Consider the following 3,775-nt stretch of genomic DNA (forward strand, 5'->3'; position numbering starts at 1 on the left):
CTCCCACAGTTGATCGTGTACCTGCATGAGAATGCGGTCAACTGTGGGAGCGGGCTTGCCCGCGATGGCGCCAGTCCAGGCGCTAAACCACTTCCAGCCTGACTTTGTGCTGGTTCAACAACTGCACCAACGCCGGCACCGGCTGCTGGTCGGTCACCAGACAGTCCACCAGACTGATCGGCCCCAAGCGAATCATGGCATTGCGCCCGAATTTACTTGAGTCGGCCGCCAGGATCACCTGGCGTGCATTGGCGATGATCGCCTGGGAAACCCTGACTTCCTGATAGTCAAAGTCCAGCAGGCTGCCATCTTCATCAATGCCACTGATGCCGACCAACGCAAAGTCGACCTTGAACTGGTTGATAAAGTCGACACTCGCCTGGCCCACCACACCGCCGTCACGGCGCACGTTGCCGCCGGTCAACAGCACATCGAAGTCGTCCTTGGCACTGAGCATGGTGGCAACGTTGAGGTTGTTGGTGATGATTTTCAGGTGGTTGTGATTGAGCAGCGCACGCGCGATGGATTCGGTGGTGGTGCCGATATTGATGAACAGCGAGGCGTGATCAGGGATTTGCGCGGCAATGGCTTCGCCGATGCGTTGTTTCTCATCGCGCATCTGGTCGGCACGCATGGCGTACGCGGTGTTCTCGACACTGGAGTCATAGGCCGCGCCGCCGTGGTAGCGGCGCAGCAGGTTGGCGTCCGCCAGTTGGTTGATATCGCGGCGGATGGTTTGCGGGGTGACAACGAATAGCTGCGCCATCTCCTCGATACTGACGTAGCCGCGTTCGCGCACCAGTTCGAGAATTTGTTGTTGGCGGGGAGGCAGATTCATGGGGCGTCCTTTGGGCTGCCATACAAAAGTGGCCCATGATGCCGCAGCAATCGACTCCCCGCCAGTTACAACCCGATTTGGGTCCGACGGTTGGCTTATTCAGCGCCTTCGTGTGGTTCCCAGTCGCGGGTGCGGCTGACTGCTTTTTGCCAGCCGGCGTAGAGCTTCTCTTTGGCGGCTTCATCAAGCTGTGGTTCGAATTCGCGCTCGATGACTGCCTTGCCACGCAGTTCTTCCAGGCTGCCCCAGAAACCGCAGGCCAGGCCTGCCAGGTACGCGGCGCCGAGTGCCGTAGTTTCGCGCATTTGCGGGCGCTCGACCTGGGTGCCGAGGATATCGGCCTGGAACTGCATCAGGAAGTTGTTGGCCACCGCGCCGCCGTCCACACGCAGGGCTTTGAGGCGTTCGCCAGAGTCCTGTTGCATGGCGTCCAGCACGTCGCGGGTCTGGTAGGCAATCGACTCCAGGGCGGCACGGATAATGTGATCCACGCGCACGCCACGGGTCAGGCCGAACAGCGCGCCACGGGCATACGGGTCCCAGTACGGGGCGCCCAGGCCGGTGAAGGCGGGCACCAGGTACACGCCGTTGCTGTCCTTGACCTTGCCGGCGAAGTATTCGGTGTCGGTGGCGTCGGCGATGATTTTCAGCTCGTCACGCAGCCATTGCACGGTGGAGCCACCGTTGAAGACCGCGCCTTCGAGGGCGTAAGCCACTTCGCCACGTGGGCCGCAAGCGATAGTGGTGAGCATGCCGTGCTTGGATTTCACCGCCTTGTCGCCGGTGTTCATCAGCAGGAAGCAACCGGTGCCATAGGTGTTCTTGGCCTGGCCGGCTTCTACGCACATCTGGCCGAACAGCGCCGCTTGCTGGTCACCGGCAATACCGCCGATGGCGATGCCGCTTTTGGTGCGGCCGTAGATTTCCGAGGAGGACTTGACTTCCGGCAGCATTTCGCGCGGCACGTCGAGAATCTCCAGCATCTTCGCATCCCACTCCAGGGTGTGGATGTTGAAGAGCATGGTGCGCGAGGCGTTGGTGTAGTCGGTGACGTGGGTCTTGCCGCCGGTAAATTTCCAGATCAGCCAGCTGTCGACGGTGCCGAACAGCAGTTCGCCATTGCGCGCACGCTCGCGGCTGCCTTCGACGTTGTCGAGGATCCACTTGAGCTTGGTGCCGGAGAAGTACGGGTCGGTGACCAGGCCGGTGGTGTCACTGATGTATTGCTCGTGGCCATCGCGCTTGAGCTGCTGGCAGATCTCGGTGCTGCGGCGGCACTGCCACACGATCGCGTTGTAGATCGGGCGGCCGGTGATCTTGTCCCAGACCACGGTGGTTTCACGCTGGTTGGTGATACCGATGGCAGCAACCTGGTCATGGTGCAGGCCGGCTTGTGCCAGGGCCTCGACCATTACCGCGCTCTGGGTGGCGAAGATTTCCATCGGGTCATGTTCGACCCAGCCGGCTTGCGGGTAATGCTGAGCGAATTCACGCTGGGCGGTGCAGACCACGTTGGCGTCACGATCGAAGATGATCGCCCGTGAACTGGTGGTGCCCTGATCAAGGGCAATGATGTAGTTCTTATTCTGAATGTCGGTCATGTCAATTGCCTTGGACGAAATAAGGAAGTCAGAAATCAGCCTGGTCCGCGAAGGGCAGGGGACCAGGCCGGCGCTTTCAGGAAATACGAGTCTTGCCGTTGACAGCCGTGTCAGGTGTTTCTTCAGCTATAGCAGGTGCGGCGCTCGGCAAGTGGCGGGCAATCAGCCCGCGATAAGCCGCTGCGCCGAGGCAGGCGCCGACAATCGGCGCGAAAATCGGTACCAGGAAGTAAGGAATATCGCGGCCGCCAGTAAAGGCCATTTCACCCCAGCCGGCGAAAAAGGTCATCAGCTTGGGGCCGAAATCACGCGCCGGGTTCATCGCAAAGCCGGTCAGCGGGCCCATGGCACTGCCGATAACTGCAATCAGCAGGCCGATTAACAGCGGGGCCAACGGGCCGCGGGGCAGGCCATTGTTATCGTCGGTCAGGGCCATGATCACGCCCATCAGGATGGCGGTGATGACCATTTCCACCAGGAATGCCTGGGCCGTGCTCAGCAGCGCGTGCGGGTAGGTGGAGAACACCGACGCCAATTCCAGGCTGGCCTGAGAGCCGCGAAGCATATGATGAGTTTGTTCGTAATCGAAAAAGAGGTTGCTGTACAGCGTGTAAACCAACGCCGCCGAGCAGAAGGCGCCAGCGATTTGCGCGAGGATATAGAAGGGCAGTTTGCGTTTTTCGAAATCGGCAAAAATGCACAGCGCGATACTTACCGCCGGGTTGAGGTGCGCCCCGGAAATACCGGCGCTCAGGTAGATCGCCATGCTCACGCCGACCCCCCAGATAATACTGATTTCCCACAGCCCGAAGCTGGCACCCGCGACCTTGAGCGCAGCGACACATCCTGTACCGAAGAAGATCAGAAGCGCAGTCCCCAGGAATTCGGCCATGCATTGGCTCGAAAGTGAAGGCTGTTGAAGAGCAGTAGTCATGGCAAACCTCGATTGTTGTTCTTGTTGGCGCACAGCCTCAACGGACCGTTGCGCGATTTTCACCGTAATCAGGATCCCCATCCTGACTGCAGCTTCCCGCTGGAACACTGGAGCACTATTCCTACAGTATTCGGAAACGAAAAAATATAGACAAGAATGACCGCTGTCAAAGGTCGAAAGTGAACCATTGGTCATTTTCGAACTATTGGTCTGGTGAATGATCACGGGTGAGGCTGCAAGCGCGCATGGCGGGAGGGGCGCACTAGAGCGTTTTGCGCGGGCTTGGCCTAGAATTGGCGATCTTTCTGCCGCGCCCGGAGTAGTCATGACACCCGCACTGGACCTGTTGAAAAAAGTTCGCGCCGAACATCGCATCCACAGTTACGAGCACGACCCCAAGGC

3 protein-coding genes and 1 pseudogene are annotated in these 3,775 nt (G+C 59.6%); 1 reads left to right on the top strand and 3 read right to left on the bottom strand.

All coding sequences use genetic code 11. The annotated features are described in order from the left end of the window. Positions 1 to 82: 82 nt before the first annotated feature. The 3 genes from FEM54_RS27050 to FEM54_RS27060 all read right to left on the bottom strand — a co-directional run bounded on the left by FEM54_RS27050 (position 83) and on the right by FEM54_RS27060 (position 3,373). A complete protein-coding gene (locus FEM54_RS27050; protein WP_010212755.1) occupies positions 83 to 838 on the bottom strand; it encodes a DeoR/GlpR family transcriptional regulator in 756 nt (251 codons plus the stop codon). Positions 839 to 933: 95 nt separating this feature from the next. Next, a complete protein-coding gene (gene glpK / locus FEM54_RS27055) occupies positions 934 to 2,439 on the bottom strand; it encodes a glycerol kinase GlpK (protein WP_138453704.1) in 1,506 nt (501 codons plus the stop codon). A 76-nt stretch (positions 2,440 to 2,515) separates the two neighbouring features. Continuing rightward, positions 2,516 to 3,373, bottom strand: coding sequence for an MIP/aquaporin family protein (locus FEM54_RS27060; protein WP_138453705.1), 858 nt, complete (start codon positions 3,371 to 3,373; stop codon positions 2,516 to 2,518). 325 nt (positions 3,374 to 3,698) lie between these two features. Here FEM54_RS27060 and FEM54_RS27065 point away from each other — a divergent pair. Next, positions 3,699 to 3,775, top strand: a pseudogene (locus tag FEM54_RS27065) (Cys-tRNA(Pro) deacylase); the annotation flags it as partial.

The sequence above is a fragment of the Pseudomonas edaphica genome (genome assembly GCF_005863185.1).
Taxonomy (GTDB): domain Bacteria; phylum Pseudomonadota; class Gammaproteobacteria; order Pseudomonadales; family Pseudomonadaceae; genus Aquipseudomonas; species Aquipseudomonas edaphica.

Coding starts and splice junctions, on each gene's coding strand:
- FEM54_RS27050 (WP_010212755.1), bottom strand. CDS start 838: ATGAATCTGCCTCCCCGCCAACAACAAATTCTCGAACTGGTGCGCGAA.
- FEM54_RS27060 (WP_138453705.1), bottom strand. CDS start 3,373: ATGACTACTGCTCTTCAACAGCCTTCACTTTCGAGCCAATGCATGGCC.
- glpK (WP_138453704.1), bottom strand. CDS start 2,439: ATGACCGACATTCAGAATAAGAACTACATCATTGCCCTTGATCAGGGC.